The sequence below is a fragment of the Thalassotalea mangrovi genome (assembly GCF_005116735.1).
GTDB classification, from domain to species: Bacteria; Pseudomonadota; Gammaproteobacteria; order Enterobacterales; family Alteromonadaceae; genus Thalassotalea_A; species Thalassotalea_A mangrovi.
The window spans coordinates 14,009-32,554 of sequence record NZ_SWDB01000001.1; the positions used below are offsets into that span (position 1 = coordinate 14,009).

At 45.7% G+C, this 18,546-nt stretch carries 14 protein-coding genes; 10 read left to right on the forward strand and 4 right to left on the reverse strand.

The window, feature by feature from the left end:
• Positions 1-366 precede the first annotated feature (366 nt).
• The 6 genes from E8M12_RS00045 (at position 367) to ssb (ending at position 9,200) form a co-directional block, all read left to right on the forward strand.
• Positions 367-924 (forward strand): hypothetical protein, encoded by a 558-nt coding sequence (locus E8M12_RS00045; RefSeq protein WP_136734023.1) that lies wholly within the window; start codon positions 367-369, stop codon positions 922-924.
• Between the two features lie 11 nt (positions 925-935).
• Entirely contained in the window at positions 936-2,147 is a 1,212-nt protein-coding gene (locus tag E8M12_RS00050; protein ID WP_136734024.1) for a S8 family peptidase, read from the forward strand.
• 833 nt (positions 2,148-2,980) lie between these two features.
• A complete protein-coding gene (locus E8M12_RS00060) occupies positions 2,981-3,538 on the forward strand; it encodes a hypothetical protein (RefSeq protein ID WP_136734025.1) in 558 nt (185 codons plus the stop codon).
• 11 nt (positions 3,539-3,549) lie between these two features.
• On the forward strand, positions 3,550-4,740 hold the full coding sequence (locus E8M12_RS00065; RefSeq protein ID WP_136734026.1) for a S8 family peptidase: 1,191 nt from the start codon (positions 3,550-3,552) through the stop codon (positions 4,738-4,740).
• Between the two features lie 306 nt (positions 4,741-5,046).
• Positions 5,047-8,274 (forward strand): amidohydrolase family protein, encoded by a 3,228-nt coding sequence (locus E8M12_RS00070; protein WP_136734027.1) that lies wholly within the window; start codon positions 5,047-5,049, stop codon positions 8,272-8,274.
• A gap of 329 nt (positions 8,275-8,603) precedes the next feature.
• Positions 8,604-9,200 (forward strand): single-stranded DNA-binding protein, encoded by a 597-nt coding sequence (gene ssb, locus E8M12_RS00075; RefSeq protein WP_136734028.1) that lies wholly within the window; start codon positions 8,604-8,606, stop codon positions 9,198-9,200.
• 111 nt (positions 9,201-9,311) lie between these two features.
• Here ssb and E8M12_RS00080 read toward each other — a convergent pair whose 3' ends face one another.
• A complete protein-coding gene (locus E8M12_RS00080) occupies positions 9,312-9,968 on the reverse strand; it encodes a nitroreductase family protein (protein WP_136734029.1) in 657 nt (218 codons plus the stop codon).
• Positions 9,969-10,240: 272 nt separating this feature from the next.
• On the opposite strand from E8M12_RS00080, the gene E8M12_RS00085 reads away from it, so the two are divergent.
• The 3 genes from E8M12_RS00085 to cls all read left to right on the forward strand — a co-directional run bounded on the left by E8M12_RS00085 (position 10,241) and on the right by cls (position 14,234).
• Entirely contained in the window at positions 10,241-12,325 is a 2,085-nt protein-coding gene (locus E8M12_RS00085) for a TonB-dependent receptor (RefSeq protein ID WP_136734030.1), read from the forward strand.
• A 284-nt stretch (positions 12,326-12,609) separates the two neighbouring features.
• Positions 12,610-12,819, forward strand: coding sequence for a hypothetical protein (locus tag E8M12_RS00090; RefSeq protein ID WP_136734031.1), 210 nt, complete (start codon positions 12,610-12,612; stop codon positions 12,817-12,819).
• Positions 12,819-14,234 carry a cardiolipin synthase gene (gene cls / locus E8M12_RS00095; protein WP_136734032.1) on the forward strand — a complete coding sequence of 472 codons (1,416 nt, stop codon included), beginning with the start codon at positions 12,819-12,821 and terminating at the stop codon, positions 14,232-14,234. The genes E8M12_RS00090 and cls overlap by 1 nt, the downstream gene beginning before the upstream one ends.
• Before the next feature lie 91 nt (positions 14,235-14,325).
• Here cls and E8M12_RS00100 read toward each other — a convergent pair whose 3' ends face one another.
• The 3 genes from E8M12_RS00100 to E8M12_RS00110 all read right to left on the reverse strand — a co-directional run bounded on the left by E8M12_RS00100 (position 14,326) and on the right by E8M12_RS00110 (position 17,111).
• Positions 14,326-14,517, reverse strand: coding sequence for a hypothetical protein (locus E8M12_RS00100; RefSeq protein WP_136734033.1), 192 nt, complete (start codon positions 14,515-14,517; stop codon positions 14,326-14,328).
• A gap of 106 nt (positions 14,518-14,623) precedes the next feature.
• Complete coding sequence (locus E8M12_RS00105; protein ID WP_136734034.1) at positions 14,624-15,778, reverse strand: anhydro-N-acetylmuramic acid kinase; 1,155 nt, start codon at positions 15,776-15,778, stop codon at positions 14,624-14,626.
• Positions 15,750-17,111, reverse strand: coding sequence for a peptidoglycan DD-metalloendopeptidase family protein (locus tag E8M12_RS00110; RefSeq protein WP_136734035.1), 1,362 nt, complete (start codon positions 17,109-17,111; stop codon positions 15,750-15,752). Before E8M12_RS00110 ends, E8M12_RS00105 begins: the two co-directional genes overlap by 29 nt.
• Positions 17,112-17,238: 127 nt before the next feature.
• Here E8M12_RS00110 and tyrS point away from each other — a divergent pair, with 127 nt between their 5' ends.
• Positions 17,239-18,438, forward strand: a complete 1,200-nt coding sequence (gene tyrS, locus E8M12_RS00115) for a tyrosine--tRNA ligase (RefSeq protein ID WP_136734036.1) — start codon at positions 17,239-17,241, stop codon at positions 18,436-18,438.
• Positions 18,439-18,546: the final 108 nt, after the last annotated feature.

Genomic DNA, 18,546 nt, shown 5'->3' on the forward strand with positions numbered 1-18,546 from the left:
TTGTTTACGCCGCAGATTTACAGGTTTTTATCTACGTCATATGACCTATAAAATTCGTTCGTTTTCTAGGTCATGTGCCCTATTTTCTGTGCATCTTTAAAGCACTAGACTGAGTTTACTCAACTAAGAAAGCGACCTTGATTTAATCAGGTTAGCGTTCGTAAGAGTGAGTTAAATTGTTATCAGTTTATCTCGAAGAGTTTCTGTCGAATCGTTGTTTTTTACTCAATTCTAACGTCGCAAATCTCAATACGAACACTGGAATAAGCAATGTCGCTGTATTTGGTAGAAGGACATCGTTCCTGCGTAGCTGATTTAGCTCGGGAAAGATATTTGTATACAACAATAACGATATAGGGGGACGTAATGGTCCAGAAAAATATTAAGCTGTGCACACTAGCACTGATTATTGGGACATTGTCTACTGGCTGTACTTTAGTCGGTGAAGGTAAATTCACTGGTGGTGGAACAATGAACTCTGCCGGTGGTGCAGAAAAAGCGGTATTAACCTTTAAAGCAGAAAAATGTGACGAAGAAGTTTCCGGTCAAATGAACTTTCACGACAGATCAGCGATCGACTTTGAAGACGTCGGAGGCGTGAAATTAACAGCCGACATCACTAACGTGGGTTTCTGTGAATTAACCATGGATCCTGACGGACTTGGTGGCCCAGACGCATGTACTTGTGAAAACCAATACGAAGCGCATTTCACGTATTCTTCAACTAACCCTGCAGCTCCAGGTGAAGGTACAGGTAAAGCTTGCTTCTTTGATACAGGCGAAGGTAAAGGTAACTTTCATGGCGTTGTTACGTTATTAGCAATGGACTCTGGTCCTTATCAAACGTACTTAAATGCAGGCACAGTGAGCGGTAATGTTCAAGAGCACTCTTGCCCAAGCACTAAAAACGACGCAGAAGAATAAGGAGAAGTCAAATGTTGAAGAAATCATTTATCTCACTAATGATCACGGGCGCATTTGCTGCTCAAGCTAACGCTCAAGATGTCCGTTTAGTATTTGAATATAGCCAAGGCAACAAAGCCAAGTTAATGCAAGCGGTTAAAGCGGCTGGCGGTGACATCAAGGTTGAATTAGACCAAGACAACGCATTTTCTGCGATGGTTAGCTACGACGCTTTTAATGAAATCAAAAATAGCAATGCGGTAAAATCCATTGAAGTCGATGCGCAACGTAAGGTCATTCCAGTTTCAGAATATTATTCTAATGTTGACGGCTTTGACGATATTGCACCTTATGGCATTCCTATGGTTCAAGCCAACCAAATTCCAAATATGGGCGGTAAAAAAGTCTGTATCATGGATACAGGTTACTACCAAGCTCACCCTGATTTACCAAGTATGGATGTTGATGGAACTTCTGAGGGTGCAGGCCCTTGGTATCAAGACGGCCATGGCCACGGCACACACGTAGCCGGTACTATCGCCGCGGTTGATGGTAACGGTGGTATCACGGGTGTATTAGGTTCAGATGAAGCATCACTTCACATTGTTCGCGTATTTAACGACGCTGGTGGTTGGGTGTATGCATCAGATATCGCAGGTGCTGCTTATGACTGTGCCGACGCGGGTGCTGATGTTATCAACATGAGTTTAGGTAGTGCTTTTGAAACGAAAGTAGAACAGCGCGCATTCGATCGTATCGAGCGTATGGGTATTTTATCTGTGGCAGCTGCCGGTAACGATCAAGCGGCAACTCACAATTACCCTGCATCATACGATTCAGTAATGTCTGTTGCGGCGGTTGACCTTAACGAAGAATGGGCAGATTTTTCACAACGCACGGCAAAAGTTGAAATTGCAGCACCGGGTGTTGATGTAGTATCTACTTATCCTAAAGTCGGCGTTTATGATGAAAATGGCAATGTCATCGGTGAAGAAGCTGGTCCTGGTTACGTTTATATGTCAGGTACGTCAATGGCATCGCCTCACGTAGCGGGTGTTGCGGCACTGGTATGGAGTCATTTCCCACAATGTAACAACTACGAGATTCGTAATGCACTTACTGCATCTGCGAAAGACTTAGGTGATGAAGGCCGTGACTACAAAACTGGTCATGGACTGGTGCAGGCAAAAGCTGCTTACGATTACCTGACGACTAACGGTTGTGACGGTAGAGGCGTTAAGTAAGTCGTAACATGGGAGCTGGCCTGTGTCGGTTAGCTCTTATTTTACATTTGGGGTAACTCCCAGTGTTTCCCAATATAGTTGTTTTTAAAGTATAACCCGGCAAGGATTGCCTGGGGCACGTCAAGGCATGTCATTCTTTGTGATGGCATGCCTTATTTTTTTGTCGGTCGTACGACCCTGAGATCAATATGTTGGTCGCAAATCCGCCGATAAAGCTATCGCCAGGAAACTGGACACATTGGAGCAAACGGTCCGGGTGCATGCATCAGCATTCTTTAAGCACCAGGGTGTCGAAAATCGCTCTCAGGCGGCCATTAAGTATAAGCAGTTCGCGACATTACACGCTGATTAATAAAGTCTCCGCCATTATCCACTCACTCTTTACATATTTACTTCCTGACACATATTTCTTCCGCTAGTGGCGTCATGGCATCGAAACAGCTGAAGTTCTGGCAAGACGTAAGTTTTTATTTACGTATCAAATTTACAGGTTTGTAACTACGTCAAATGATCTATTTTTTTCGTGCGATACCTAGGTCATTTACCCTATTTTATGCACACCGTTAAAGCACTAGACTGAGTTTGCTCACTAAGAAGGTGACCTTGATTTAATCGGGTAAGCGTTTGTAAGTGAAAGATAAATTGTTATCAGTTTATCTCGAAGAGTTTCTGTCGAATCGTTGTTTGTACTCAAATTTCCAACCTCGCAAACCTCAATACGAACACTGCAAAAATTAATGTCACTGTCATTGGTAGAGGAACTTCTTTCCTGGTTTGCTAGTTAAGCTCGGGAAAGACATTTGTTAACAATAATAACGATACAGGGGGACGTAATGGTCCAGAAAAATCTAAAGCTAGTTGCATTAGCTGTTTTAATGGGAACGGTTTCCACAGGGTGTAGCCTTGTCGGTGAACATAAAATGACCGGGGGTGGCACAATCGATTCTGCCGGCGGTGACAAAAAAGCAGTATTCACTTTCAACGCTGAACGATGCGATGGTGAAAATGCAAAAGGCAATGTAATTTACAGAGATGAATCAGCCATTGATTTTGAAGATATGGGCGGTGTAGCTCTAAAAGCAAAACTCGATGATTTTGGCTACTGTACAATTCCAGGCTTAGAAGAGCAGGCTGAAAACGGTATTGCATGTCATTGTGAAGACCAATATGAAGCTCAGTTCACGTACACGTCGAATAATCCTGAAGCACCTGGCGAAGGGGTTGGCTTTGCTTGTTTCTTCGATACCGGTGAAGGTAATGGCAGATTCAACGGTGTTGTTACTGCAATGAACCTGGTTGATGGTCCTTACGCTGGCTATATCAACCACGGTACCATGAATGGCAATATCCAGTCTCATAGCTGTCCTGCAAAAACCGAAGATTCAGAATAAGGAGAATACAGATGCATAAGAAAAGTATAATCGCTGTATTAGTCGCGACTGCGTTTTCAGCAAATGCTGAGTTGCTAGATAACGTCGATGCCAATAAAGATCGCAATGTTCGAGTTGTCTTTGAATATAACAAAGGCAATAAAGATGCGTTAATTGCAGCTGTTCAGGCTGCCGGTGGTCAAATCAAACTTGAATTAGATAATGATGATTCGTTTGCTGCGCTTATTAACGCCGATATGTTCGAACAGGTGAAAAATAACAAGGCGATGAAATCGGCTGAGTTTGACGCAAAGCGTTATGTAATACCGACCATGGATACGACGGCAGCTAACTTTGAAGACTATGTCCCATACGGCCTGCCTATGGTTCAAGCAGACCAACTTAGCTATATGGGTGGTATTAAGGTATGTGTGGTTGACACTGGTTATGATTTACAACATCCCGAGCTACCGAGCATAGATGTAGATGGTGACAGTGAAGGTGCAGGCCCTTGGTACGAAGACGGGAATGGTCACGGTACACACGTTGCAGGCACCATTGCCGCGCTTGATCACAATGGTGGTCTGACTGGTGTTCTAGGTTCAGGTTCAACTGAGCCAGAGTTGCACATCGCGCGCGTATTTAATGATGCGGGCAACTTTGTATATGCATCGGATCTGGCTGGAGCAGTAAACGATTGTGCCGATGCGGGCTCAAAAGTTATCAACATGAGTCTTGGTGGAGCGTTTTCAACCAAAGTTGAAGAGCGTGCATTCCGTCGCCTTGAGCGCGCAGGTATTGTTGCTGTAGCTGCCGCCGGTAATGATGGTAATGCTACTCATAGCTTCCCGGCATCGTACGACTCTGTAGTATCGGTAGCGGCAATTGATGAAAACACAATGCACGCGGACTTCTCACAACGTACTTCACAAGTTGAAGTCGCGGCACCAGGTGTTGGCGTCGTTTCAACTTACCCTGGAGGTTATTACGCTACCGCCGATGGTACGTCAATGGCGTCACCGCACGTTGCAGGTGTTGCAGCATTAGTATGGAGCCACTTCCCACAGTGTAATAACTTTGAGATACGTAATGCCCTTAGCGCGTCAGCCAAGGACTTGGGTGATGAAGGTTATGACTACAAATATGGTCATGGTCTGGTGCAGGCAAAAGCGGCTCACGATTACCTGATGACTAACGGTTGTGACGGTAGAGGCGTTAAGTAAGTCAAAACGGAAGAGCTAACTATTGAGTTAGCTCTCTTTTTCTATGCTGGTTGACCCCTGAATTATCCATCATAGTTGTTTTTAAAGTATAACCCGGCAAGGATTGCCTGGGGCACGTCAAGGCATGTCATTCTTTGTGATGGCATGCCTTATTTTTTTGTCGGTCGTACGACCCTGAGATCAATATGTTGGTCGCAAATCCGCCGCTAAAGCGAACACCTTTCTTTACTCGCGATCCGCTTTATGGTTTATTGCCATAACAAAACTTATTCAACAACATGTTAAGAACATAACAAGGTAGGCAATATGTCATATCGAGGATGGAAACCGTCATTACTTGCGGCGAGTCTTTCTTTACTTTTTGCATCGCAAAGCCATGCTTTCACCACCGAGAAAGCGGCCTCTGAATCCACCGAAAAAGCCACCACTGAGTGGTCGGTGAATGAACCCATGGGCGAATTTAAATCGGTTGCCATTGATGTAACCGAAGGCACCTGGATGAATGTTGATATCAGCCCGGATGGTAAAACCCTGGTGTTTGACCTGCTTGGCGATATTTATACGATGCCAGTAAGTGGCGGTGAAGCAAAAGCATTAATGACCGATATTGCCTGGCAAATGCAGCCACGCTTTTCTCCGGATGGCAAATATATCGCTTTTACCTCAGATCAGGGCGGCGGTGATAACCTCTGGGTGATGGAAGCGGACGGCTCTAATCCCGTTGCGGTAACGAAAGAAACCTTCCGCCTGGTCAATTCTCCTGCCTGGAGTCCGGATGGCAATTACCTGGTAGGACGTAAGCACTTTACCGGCTCTCGTTCATTAGGTGCCGGCGAAGTGTGGATGTACCACAAAACCGGTGGTAGTGGCATGATGCTGACGGAACGACCTAACCAGCAAAAAGATCTGGGTGAGCCAGCATTCTCTCCAGACGGTCGTTATGTCTATTTTTCCCAGGATGCGACTCCGGGAAAGACCTTCCACTATTCAAAAGACAGTGAGAAAGGCATTTATACCATTAAGCGCCTGGATCGCGAGACGGGTGAGATTGAAGTCATTTTATCCGGTCGCGGCGGTGCTATTCGTCCGACGCCATCGCCTGATGGCAAGAAGCTGGCCTATATCAGCCGGGTAGATTTTCAGAGCACGCTGTTTATTTATGATTTAGAAACTGGCGAGAAAACTGCCGTTTATGACAAGCTGGATCGTGATATGCAGGAAACCTGGGCGATTCATGGCGTGTACCCGACCATGGCCTGGACACCAGATAACGATGAGATCATTTTCTGGGCGGGTGGCAAAATCAATAAGCTGGACCTTGCCAGTAAAAAAACCAGTGTCATCGATTTCCATGTAAAAACTGAAAAGCAGATGCAGGAAACCGTCCGCTTCGAACAAGACATTGATGTTGAGAATATCGATGTGAAAATGCTGCGCGATGTAGAAATTTCACCAGATGGTAGCAAGGTTGTGTTCGAAGCCCTTGGCCATGTGTATGTTCGTTCGCTGCCAGATGGCAAGCCGAAACGATTAACTAAACAAACCAGTCATTTTGAATTAAACCCAAGTTTTTCCCGCGATGGTAAACAAATTGTATTTGCCACCTGGAACGATCAAAAGCAGGGTAACATCCGTGTGGTCTCGGCACGCAGTGGTCGTGGTAAAGACCTGCTCGATGAGCCGGGTAAATACATTGAGCCAGTATTTTCTCCAGATGGTAAGACGGTGGTCTATCGTAAGGCCAAAGGCGGCTATATCACCCCGCCAGCGCATAGCTTAGAGCCTGGGGTTTATCGTGTTTCGACTAAAGGTGGTGAACCGAAGATGGTCACCGACAATGGTATTCAGCCGCAGTTTGCCGACCGAAATGATCGTATTTACCTGCAACGCCACGGTGAAATGCCGGAATTGGCGCGCATTGATTTGGACGGCAACAATGAAAAAACCTTGTATGCCGGTAAATACGCAACCGAGTTTCGGGTATCACCGGATGGCCAGTACCTGGCGTTTGCCGAGCGCTTTAAAGTATTCGTGACTCCGCTGGTTGAGCGTGGCGATGTGATTAACATCGGTCCATCGGCAACCAATATCCCGGTTCACAAACTTTCTGCTCGTGCTGGTGAGAATATTAGCTTTAATAGCGACAGCAATGAAATCTACTGGAGCCTGGGGCCAAACTTATATCAGGCCTCGTTAGCGGGTATGTTTGATATTAAAGCCGAAGGCGCGGATAAAGAAGATTCGGTTGAAGCAAGAATCACCGCCATTGGTTTTGAGAAAAAAGCCGATGCTCCTGAAGGGATGATTGCCTTTGTTGGGGGCACTGTGGTCACCATGGAAGGCGATGAAGTGATCAGTAATGGTGTGGTCCTGGTTGAAGGCAATCATATCAAAGCAGTTGGTTCTAAAGAGCAGGTTAGCATCCCTGAATCCGCAGAGGTCATCGATACCACAGGCAAAACCGTTATGCCGGGATTAATTGATGCGCACGCGCACGGCCCGCAAGGCAGTAATGAGATCATTCCTCAGCAAAACTGGAAAAACTATGCCACCCTGGCATTGGGTGTGACTACGATTCACGATCCGTCAAACGATACCACCGAAATTTTTGCTGCCAGTGAGTTGCAGAAAACCGGACAAATTGTGGCACCGCGGATTTTTTCAACCGGTAGTATTCTTTACGGTGCCTCTGCGCCTGGTTACACGTCTCATGTCGACAGTCTTGACGATGCCCGGTTCCAGGTTGAACGCCTGAAATCCGTTGGCGCATTTAGTGTGAAGTCCTATAACCAACCACGTCGTAATCAGCGTCAGCAGATTATTCAGGCGGGTCGTGAATTGGGCGTCATGGTGGTACCGGAAGGTGGTTCATTATTACAGCATAACCTGACCATGGTAGCCGACGGCCACACATCACTGGAACATTCCATTTCGACCGCGAAAATCTATGATGATATTCGCCAGTTCTGGAAAGCCTCCGATACGGCCTATGTACCGACGCTAGTGGTCGCCTATGGTGGTATCTCTGGTGAGCACTACTGGTATGATAAAACCGAAGTCTGGAAGCATCCACTATTGAGCAAATATGTGCCTATGGATGTATTGGCACCGCGCTCAATGCGTCGCACCACTGCGCCGGAGCATCACTATAATCACATTAGCGTAGCGCAGGTGGCAAAGGAAATGCAGGATATGGGCGTGCTGGTAGGTATTGGCGCTCACGGTCAGCGTGAAGGCCTGGGTGCTCACTGGGAAATGTGGATGATGGCGCAGGGGGGTATGAGCCCGTTGCAGGCAATCCGCACCGCAACCATAGACCCGGCGAAGCATCTAGGACTGGATAAACAGTTAGGCTCGTTAACCGCAGGCAAACTTGCCGACATCATTGTCGTCGATGGCGATGTCAGTAAAGATATTCGCCAATCGGATAAGGTTGAACAGGTGATGATTAATGGTCGTTTATACGATGCCAATAGCATGAATGAGATTGGCAATCATAAAAATGAACGCCAGCCATTTTTCTTTGAGCAATAATTTCAGAGAATATCTGAGCCATTAAATTAAAGCCACGCACTAGCGTGGCTTTTTTAACTGACTGAAAATATTCGATAGTTTTGTGGTGATGATAAGGCGGTTTTTTATCGCTCAGATCAGGCTCGAAGGTATTTCATTAATTCCATTTGCCAGCAGATAACATTGCTTATTTAAAGGCGAAGAATTTTGCTTTAGAATCTCAGTAACGAGTGATAAACTGATTTTCTTCTTTGTGATTTATGCGCACGAAGAACACAGCGAACGTAGCTCGTACACACTCCTTAACGGCGAGTTATTATCATAAGTTTATAGAGTACAGGATTTTTCTCATGGCCAGTCGTGGTGTAAATAAAGTAATTATTGTGGGTAATTTGGGGCAAGACCCTGAAGTTCGTTTTTTTCCAAGTGGTGGCGCGGTTTGTAATGTAACTATCGCAACCTCTGAAAGCTGGAAAGATAAACAAACCGGTGAACAGAAAGAGATCACCGAGTGGCATCGCGTCGTTTTTAATAACCGACTGGCGGAAATTGCCGGCGAATACCTGAAGAAGGGTTCGAAAGTCTACGTTGAAGGTCGCTTGCAGACTCGTAAGTGGCAGAACCAGCAGGGCCAGGATCAATACACGACGGAAATTCGTGCGAACGAAATGCAGATGCTTGATGCTCGTGGCGCAGGCCAGGGTGCAGGTCAAGGCGGTGGGTTTAGCCAGAGCCAGGGCGGATTCAACCAGCAGCCAGCGCAACAACCGGCCATGCAACAAGGCGGTTATCAACAGAATCAAGGCGGTTATAGCCAGCAACAATCCGGTCAGCAAGGTGGCTACCAGCAAAACCAGGGTAGTTTCCAGCAGAACAATCAGCAACAGGCTCCGAAGGTAAACCCACAAGAGCCGGTTATGGATTTTGATGACGACATTCCGTTTTAGGAACCATTACTGTTAAACGAAACTAACCAGGAGCGTTTAACAATCAGTTGACTAAAAAGCCCAGCACATTGCTGGGCTTTTTACATTGTGATGATAGAGTGCTGTTCGATGTTAAATAATGGAGATTATTGTCTCTTTCGCCAATCGGGATTTAGGTAATGTCGCATTGTAGTCCTCCGTCGGGTGGTGATAGCCCATAGCGAGTGCGACTTCACAGACGAAACCATCAAGCTCCTTGGCAAACACCTGACCAATTAAATCACTATCAACGCCTTCCATCGTGGTTGAGTCGATTTTTAAGCGGGCCAGGGTATGTAAACAATTTCCCAGGGCGATATAAGTCTGTGCCTTTGTCCAGGCTGATGTGTCACCATTTTCGTCCATATTCAATTCAACAAAAGCAAATGCTGCAAATGCCGCATCCCGATCTTCTCTCTTAGTACGGCCATCAGCAATACCTTTGTCAATCACCCGGGCATAATCATCGCGAGAATATGCCGGGTTGTGGGCAAATAAAATGATATGCGACGCCGCCATAACATGCACTTGATTGAACTGGAACATATTAGCAAAGGTGGTATCGAGTCGCTGCCTGGCTGCATCACTTTCGATAACAATGAATTTCCAAGGTTGTGAGTTAATCGATGATGCGCTAAGCCGCAAGGCTTCATAGATAACCTCTAAATCCTGCGCAGAGATACGCTTACTACTGTCATAGCGTTTGGCGGTGTAGCGTCGTTCGAGATCTTGAATAATGGCATGGGTCATAGCTATCCCCTTATCGGCAATTGGCTGAGTGTTGACAATATAGTTGCATTTGTCTGGTTGTGCGCACTATCCACCGGTAATCCTGGTAACGCCAATAACAAGCACAACACGGAGAAATTTTTCAAATAAAATTTGAAAATGAGAATGGTTCGCATTAATATTACGCCCATTCTTATTGATTGCGGGAATCCTGGTGTTTAAACCTCGAACAATGGTATTCCCCCAACAGATATTGACCTAACCAGGTACAACAACAAACAAAGGCTAATAAAGTGAAATTTAAACTGACAAGTATCGCAGCTGCCCTGATTGTGAGCAATTCTGCTATCGCGAATGATCACCACGATATCGAGAAAATCGTTGTTGAAGGGCGATATCTGTCCATTAATGAATCCAACTCGGTTAAAACACCGACGCCGATTATTGACGTCCCGCAAAGTATCTCGATCATAACGGCGGAGCAGATCACTGAACGTGGTATCACCAGCATTGGTGATATTATCGACTACACACCTGGGGTGAATACGTCACAGGGCGAAGGGCATCGAGATTCTGTAGTATTCCGTGGGGTGCGCTCAACTGCCGATTTTTACATGGACGGCAATCGCGATGATGTCCAATACTACCGTGGTTTGTACAATATCGAACAGGTCGAAATCTTACGAGGCCCGAATGCATTACTGTTTGGACGTGGCGGTACTGGCGGTATCTTAAATCGTGTTTCCAAGAAAGCACAGCTTGATGACCGGTTCGTTGGTTATAAAGCGCAGCTGAATAGCTTTGGTGGATACAACGCAGAAATCGATACTAACTTTGCTACCAGCCGGGATTCTGCGGTTCGTATCAATGCCATGTATGAGCAATTGGAAAACCACCGCGATTTCTTTGATGGCGAGCGCATCGGCTTTAATCCAACCGCTCGAATTGAACTAACGGACGACTCCATTGTTGATCTGTCTTATGAGTATATTGATCATCAGCGCTTCGTCGATCGCGGTATTGTAACGGGTAATAACGGTCGTCCGGTTGAAGCATTAAAAGATGTGGTATTTGGTGATCGAGAAAATAATTACCAGACCCTGGAAGCGCATGTATTCAGAGCCGCGCTTCAGCATAACTTCAGCGACAACTTAAAAGGTAACTTTAGTGCCTTTTATGGTGATTACGATAAGGTATATTCAAACTTTTATGCCAGTAATTACGATGAAAACAGCAATATCGTTGAACTGGATGGTTACATTGATAGCACGGTTCGTGACAACCTGATTTTGTCGGCAAACCTGGTTGGTGAATACCAGACAGGCGGTATTGGTCATACGATTATCTTCGGTGCTGAACACATCAATACCAATTCTGATCAAAATCGCTTCAACTCGGTATTTGATTCAACACTGGATGATAATGAATGGTTCAATGTTGAGCGACCGCTTAACTTAGCTGGATTATCTGGTGTTAATGCTAACGGTGTTGCGGTAACGGTTGATTTCAGTGATTTGAATGATGATACCCGCGTCGATCTGGATGTATCGTCTGTTTATATTCAGGACGAAATTGAAATCAGCAAACACTTAGATGTGGTCATCGGTGCCCGATTTGATAGTTTTGATATTGAAGTGTTCAATGCCGATCCTGCAATCCTTGAAACCCGTTCTCGTACTGACGAAGAAGTATCGCCTCGTGCTGGTATTATTTACAAGCCACAGGAAAACATTTCGATTTATGCCAGTTACAGTGAGTCGTTCCTGCCACGAAGTGGTGAACAATATACCGATATTAATGGTAATGACGACAAGCTAGACCCTGATACCTATAAAAATCAGGAAATTGGCATTAAATGGGACTTTGCCCAGGGACTAAGTTTCACCGCAGCCGTCTTTGAAAATGAGCAGAATTCACCTCAGGTTTCGGATAATGACTCGTCAACGCTTGATGTAATTAAGTCAGAGATTTCCGGATTTGAATTACAACTTGCCGGTCATTTGACCGAGGACTGGTCTCTTTCTGCGAATTACAGCAACCTGGATGGCGAAAATGGTAGTGATGGCACAACCCCTCGAGAGTTACCTGAAAATACCTTTTCAATCTGGAGTTCTTATCAGCTAACAGCGGCATTTGGCGTTGGTTTGGGGGCGATTTACCAGGATGAAAGCTTTATTGATAACGGCAACAGCAGGGTTTTGCCAAGTTACACTCGTGTTGATGCATCAGCGTATTATGATGTCAGCGATATGATGCGCATCCAGCTAAATATTGAAAACCTGACCGATGAGCTGTATTTCCCGAATGCTCACGCTAATCATCAGGTATCGGTTGGCGCTCCGCTGAATGCGATGTTGACTGTAGTTGGTAAGTTTTAACTAGGTTAAACACGGAAAATTAATCCTTATTTTATCTAAAAAAGCCGATGCCAAGCATCGGCTTTTTTATTTGCGTCTATGTCCCTTGCACCTGTACCAGGTGTGACTAGCAAGCCCGGATTTGCGTCATTCCCAGATGAACGTCTAGACTAACTCATACCAATTCCATTAAGTTTTTGCACAACTCAGAGTTAGGGCAGAGGTTTATTTGCGACATAGATTTCAGTGGTATAGTCATTCTATATAAATGAAATTGGTATCATCACAATGTTTGGAAATTTATCATGAACAACAATAATGACGCAGTCATGTTGCCGTTATGGAAACGGTTTTTGATCACCCTCGTGGTAATGTTAGTCGTGAGTTTTATTATCGGCTTGCTGGTTCGCAATGCCCTGGGCTTTAACTTACCCGACTATGTTTCGGGCGTTATTGGTGGTCTTTCGTCAATCGTCACCTGGGAAGTATTAAAACGCGTCCGGCCTAAAACCTGATGCTGATTGCGGGTATTTTCGCTCTTTTTTATCTGCTTGGCGTAGCTTCAGCGTTCCATGCAGTGATTTATGTGCGAACCTCCCAGGGCGCGATTGCTTGGGCATTGTCTTTGCTGTCATTTCCGTTTATTGCTGTGCCTGCCTATTGGGTTTTTGGCCGGCGAAAATTTGAAGGATACGTGCTGGCGCGAAAACGGGTACTGGAAGATGATGACCAGGTACCAGCTAACCTGGAGAACAGCATTAAGCCCTACCTGTTGCCTGCTGAGCAACGCCGTTCTAAAGTCCATGCAGCGGAATTAATGGCTCAGGTGCCGTTGGTGATAGGCAATAAATGCGAGTTGTTGATAGACGGCAACCCCACATTTGACTCAATTTTTGCAGGTATTCAGGATGCCAGGCATTATGTGCTGGTGCAATTTTACGTGGTTCGTGACGATGAGCTTGGTACCCAGCTGCAAGACATCTTAATCGACACTGCCCGCCGCGGGGTTAAGGTATTCTTTCTTTATGATGAACTGGGATCGGTTGCTTTGAGCAACGCTTACGTGGAGCAACTGCGCGATGCCGGTGTTATCGTGCATCCATTTAATACCCGCAAAGGCCTGCATAACTGGTTTCAGGTCAACTTTCGCAATCACCGTAAGGTAGTGGTTGTCGACGGGCAAACGGCATGGATCGGTGGCCATAATGTTGGTGATGAATATCTGGGAAAAGATGAGCGTTTCGGGCACTGGCGCGATACCCATGTGAAAATTTCGGGACCCGCGGCGCTGGCCGCCCAGGTTTCATTCATGGAAGATTTTCGTTGGGCGACAGATTCTTTCCCTGATGTTAGTTGGGAGGTAAAGCAACGTTACGATGAAGAACAACCGGTGTTAATCGTCCCCACTGGCCCGGCCGATGATCTCGATACCGCGCTGTTGATGTTTACCCATATTATCAACAGCGCAGAGAACAGGATATGGATATCGACGCCCTATTTTGTTCCGGATGCTACGGTGATACTCGCCCTGCAACTGGCGCGATTACGAAATGTGGATATTCGTATCATCATTCCTCAGGTGCCGGATAGTTTACTGACCTATTTTGCTGCCTATAGTTTTTTCGAAGAACTCGCTTCCAGCGGGGTACAGTTCTATCGTTATCAGTCTGGCTTTATCCATGAAAAGGTGCTCTTGGTAGATGACTCCCTGGCAGCCATTGGTACCGCTAACTTTGATAACCGTTCGTTTCGGTTGAATTTTGAAATTACCGCATTAATCGGCGGGCAAGATTTTGCTGACGATGTCGAGGCGATGTTTGAACAGGATTTTAGTCATTGTACCTTGATGCAGGGCGATGAATATGAGAGCAAATCCATCTGGTTTAAGTTTGCCGTGAACGCCAGTCGGCTAATGTCTCCGGTATTGTAAGCGGTTTATTCTGTGGTGGAAAAGAACACGCCAGAGCCTTGAACGATGACTCTGGCGTGAGAGGGAGAAACTTTAGAGTAAGGGTTACTCGTTAATAATAATAATCGTCGTGATTATGAATTTGCGGATCATCAACGATTTCTTCCAGACCTACTTCAAAACTTCGGTTATCATTTAAGTCAGTCAGGTAAATGGTTTGGGTAGCACCATCAACCCAGGTCACTGTACCACTTCCTTTTTGACTACCGCAGATCATTCCTATACGAATCTTGTCAAAATCCATACTTCCTCCTGTATAAGTGAAAGCCATAGATCAGCCATTGGTATAATTACCAATACCCCATATGACAAGTGCCATAGGTAAAAGTTCCGCGGTTATTAAAGTTTATTCAGGGTTGGTATTCAACGCCCAGGGTACAGGCGGTCGTTGCGCCTGTTACACTAGGTAAACTGGAAGGTAAACCCAGGTCATACTGGCGGGCAAGCCAGGCAAACACCAGGGCTTCGAGACTTTCATTATCCACCCCGATAGCGATTGAATTGATGACATCAAAGTCCGCAAGGCGTTGCGTCAGTTGTTGCATCAGTCGCGAGTTATTGGCGCCGCCACCGCAGACAATTACCCTTGCGTGCGGCGTCAGTTTTTCAATGGCATCGGCGATGGTATCCACCGTTAATGCTAACAGCGTTGCCTGCACCCGTTCGGGAGTTAAATCGCCATGGATAGTCGTATATTGCTGCAGTCGCTGCTGTAACCAGTCGAGGTGAAAGTATTCTCGACCGGTGCTTTTTGGAAATGCCAGGGTAAAATAAGGGTCAGTTTTAAGCAAAGATAATAAATTCGCTTCGACAGCCCCGGACGCCGCCCAACGACCATCAAGGTCGATGCCTTGTTCACATCTCGGGTGGTGCAGTCGATACCAATCATCCAGTAGGGCATTACCCGGGCCGGTATCAAATCCGCAGACCGCTGTATGCTTATTCGCGGGTAGGAAAGAGATATTACTGATACCACCAATATTTACCACACAAACATCGACATCGTCATTGGCGAAAATGGCCAGGTGGTAAGCCGGCACCAAAGGCGCCCCTTGACCGCCAAGCGCCATATCTTTCTCCCGAAACTGACCAACCACCCGAATTCCGGTGATGCACGCCAGCGTCTGGCAACAGCCAATTTGCCGGGTAAAGGGATAGTCACCTTGCGGACGATGACGTATTGTCTGACCGTGGTTGCCTATCGCCTGAATTTGCTCAGCAGAAAGGTTTTGTTGCTCGAGAAAAGCGTTAATGGAATCTGCAAAATAGCTGGCCAGTTGTTTATCCAGCGCTCCGAAGCGATCGATTTCATTGTCGCCGGGTACGTAAAGGCTGGTAATGGTTTCGCGAATAGCTTGCGGGTAGGGGCGAAAATAACTGGCTATCAGTTGGCCAGCATCGTCATTAAAGTCGACCAGTGCCAGGTCGACGCCATCAGCACTGGTTCCAGACATCAAGCCAATATATAGGCTTGATTTATTCTGCGACTTGATCTTGGCTGACATCCGTAGCGGCCAACAAAGTACGTTTAGAGCCTAGCAGCTCAGTCAGCAACTGACTGGCTGAAGCGGTAAATTCTTCCTTGTATTTTTTATCAATCGGCAACGCATCAGGCAGTTTTACTGTACGTGGATTACGATGAACACCATTTAATAAAAACTCATAATGCAGATGAGGCGCCTGAGATAATCCAGTAGAACCGACATAACCGATGACCTGGCCTTGTTTTACCCGCTGGCCTTTTTTGACCGCACGTTTGGAGAAATGCAGATATTTCGTCACGATATTATTGGCATGCTGGATAAACACATAGTTACCATTGTATTTATTGTAGGTCGATGCGATAACCCGGCCATTACCCGCCGCTTTTACCGGGGTGCCTGTCGGAGCACGATAGTCAACACCGTTGTGAGCTTTATAGCGTTTTAAAATGGGATGATAGCGTTTCGGCTTGAAGTTTGAACTGATGTAGTTAAAGCTCACCGGCGCGCGCAGGAAGGATTTGCGCATGCTTTTACCACTTGGAGTGTAATATTCCCCATCTTTGAAACGGACGGCCTGGAATAGTTCCCCCTGATTCTCAAATTCAGCGGCTAAAATTGCGCCGTGACCGACAAATTCGCCATCGATGTATTCATTTTCATACATTACACTGAAATTGTCGCCAGCCCGGATGTCCAGGGCAAAATCAATATCCCAGCCAAAGATATTGGCGAGGTTCATGATCTGGGCGTTGGTCATGCCAGCACCGAGTGCTGCATTCCAGAAATTAGATTTAATCGTTGCCTGCGCATAAGAAATGCGACGTTCAATTTGTTTTTCATCAACAGAAACGGCATACCCTGAATCAACCTGATTAAGTAATAAGGTTTTAATTGGTGACATGGTATAGGACAGGCTGACCAGGTTGCTGTCTCCATCACTGGCAATTTGTATTTCATCGCCGACTTTCAGGCGTTTAAGAACGTCCGCACCTTCGGTGGTGGCGATTTGATGGGTGGTTTTTGCACTGAAGCCCAGCGTTGACAGAATTTTTCCAAGAGAGTCACCACTTTTCACCGTGACCGTTTGCCAGTTCACTGCTCCATCACTGACAACTACATCAGTGTTCTCAATGGGTTGTTCTGGGAAAGATAATTCCAGTGGGTAAACCTTGCCCACTTCTGCAGATGGTAAACCCGCGACTTTATGCTCTTCGCTGGCATTCGATGGCAAAACCAGCAGAAATAGCATAAAAATGCTGCAACAAATGATTAACATTTGATGCTTACGAGGAAGTTGTGAATAAAGATAGATGATATTATTCAATGTATTAACGCTATTTCTTGGAATTTTCATGGGTGTATCAAAATAAACTATAACAAAAAATGCAAAAAGCTCATAATTTTTACACTTAAATTGCCTGAAAATATACAGTAGAATTGTAACCAATAGTGATTAATTAGATTTCAAATGAGACATTTTCATGACCGATATTGAAAAGGCGTTTGCTGAACTTAAGCGTGGCGCCGAAGAAATTTTGCTGGAAGACGAGTTACTGGAAAAATTGAAAACCGGTAAGCCGTTAAAAATTAAAGCCGGCTTTGACCCGACAGCGCCAGATTTGCACTTAGGTCATACGGTACTCATCAATAAGTTGCGTCAATTTCAACAGCTTGGTCACGAGGTGATTTTTCTGATTGGTGACTTCACAGGTATGATTGGCGACCCAACGGGTAAAAATGTTACCCGCAAACCATTAACGCACGAAGACGTGCTGGCGAATGCGCAAACCTATAAAGAGCAGGTATTCAAAATCCTTGATCCGGAAAAAACACGAATCGAGTTTAACTCCACCTGGATGGAGAAACTTGGTGCGGCAGGTATGTTGAAGCTGGCAGCACGACAAACCGTAGCCCGGATGATGGAGCGTGATGACTTTAAAAAGCGTTTCAAAGAAGGCCAGTCAATCGCCATTCATGAATTTATGTATCCACTTGTACAGGGCTGGGATTCCGTGGCATTAGAAGCCGATGTTGAACTTGGCGGTACCGATCAGAAGTTTAATCTGCTGATGGGACGTGAATTGCAAAAAGCCGAGGGCCAGCGTCCACAAACCGTGTTAATGATGCCATTGCTGGAAGGTCTGGACGGCGTTCAGAAAATGTCAAAATCTCTGGGTAACTATATTGGCATTACCGATTCGCCAACGGAAATGTTTGGCAAGGTTATGTCGATTTCCGATGAGCTGATGTGGCGTTATTATGATCTGCTGTCGTTTAAAGATCTTGGTGTGATCGCAGAGTATAAAGAGCAAGTCGCTCAGGGTGCTAATCCTCGTGACATTAAAATTGAATTAGCGAAAGAGTTGATTGCACGTTTCCATGACCAGCAAGCGGCAGAAGCTGCGCATCAGGAATTTATCAATCGCTTCCAGAAAGGAGCGATGCCTGATGATATTCCGGAACTTGAACTGACCACGGAAAACGGCGAGATTGCCATTAGTAATCTGTTAAAAGAAGCGGGCCTGGTTGCTTCTACATCGGAAGCAATGCGTATGGTAAAACAGGGCGCTGTAAAGATTGATGGTGAGAAAGTTAGCGACAATAAGCTGCTATGTCAAAGTGGCACTGCAGCCGTTTATCAGGTGGGTAAGCGCAAGTTTGCTAAAGTGACCTTGAAATAACTGGGCAACTTAACTAACCGATAAAGTTTCCTACTGATCGAGCCAGCATTGATTTTTGATTAATGCTGGCTTTTTTGTGCCTGGTTACAGTAAAGTTATAGTTAACGA